Origin of the sequence: Agromyces binzhouensis (assembly GCF_004135055.1) — a bacterium.
GTDB lineage: Bacteria > Actinomycetota > Actinomycetes > Actinomycetales > Microbacteriaceae > Agromyces > Agromyces binzhouensis.
This window is the reverse complement of the sequence record NZ_SDPL01000712.1, coordinates 1-842: the sequence shown is the minus strand read 5'-3', so window position 1 is coordinate 842 and position 842 is coordinate 1. Positions and strand designations below refer to the sequence as shown.

1 protein-coding gene and 1 pseudogene are annotated in these 842 nt (G+C 74.9%); both read left to right on the top strand.

Translation table 11 applies throughout. From position 1 onward, the window contains the following. Positions 1–358: winged helix-turn-helix domain-containing protein (locus ESO86_RS17815; RefSeq protein WP_165308368.1), on the top strand; the 358-nt coding region annotated here is incomplete at its 5' end. Then, positions 355–842: pseudogene (locus ESO86_RS17810) on the top strand (hypothetical protein); the annotation flags it as partial. The gene ESO86_RS17815 and the pseudogene ESO86_RS17810, both read left to right, overlap by 4 nt.

The following is an 842-nucleotide window of genomic DNA, read 5'->3' as shown; positions in this document are numbered from 1 at the left end:
GGGCGCGGCGGTCGCCGGCTCGGAGGCCGCCGTGATCGCTCGCGGGCCGCTGCGCATCGACACGGCCGCGCACACGGTCGACCTCGACGGCCGCCGGCTCGCGCTCACGCAGCGCGAGTTCGAGCTGCTGGCGTTCCTCGCCCGCCGGCCGGGCACGGTGTTCTCGCGCGAGGACCTGCTGCAGGGCGTCTGGGGCTGGAGCCACGGCGACCTCTCGACCGTCACCGTGCACGTGCGGCGACTGCGCGAGAAGATCGAGGCGGATGCCGCGAACCCGCGCATGCTCGTGACGGTCTGGGGCTACGGCTACCGGTTCGACGATCCCGCGGCCGCCGCGGGCGACGGGGGTGCCCCGTGAGCGGCACCGACCTGCTCCTCGTCGTCGCCGTCTCGGCCGCGATCGCGGCCGGCGTGGGATTCATCGCCTGGCTGCTGCTGCGCCGGTTCGCATGGGCCCCGATCGTGGTGCACCTCGTCACGGTGGTCGTCGCGGCCGTGGCATCCGTCGTCGGGGGCGTGCTCGTGGCGACCCAGGCGATGTACCTCTCCGACCACGATGCGCAGATCGCCCTCGCGATCGCGGTCACGAGCGGGGTCGTCGCGATCCTCACCGCGTCGATCCTCGGGGCCGAGATCGCGCGCGCCGCGCGCGTGCTGCGGTCGGCGGCCGAGGACCTGGGTCGCGGCGTCCCCGTCGAATCGCGCCCGGTGCCGATCGGCGAGTTCCGGGCCGTGCTCGACGAGCTCGCGGCATCCGACGCCCGCATCCGCGCCGCGCGCGAGGAGGTCGAACGCCAGGAGCAGGCCCGTCGCGAGCTCGTCACGCGCGTCGCGCATGACCT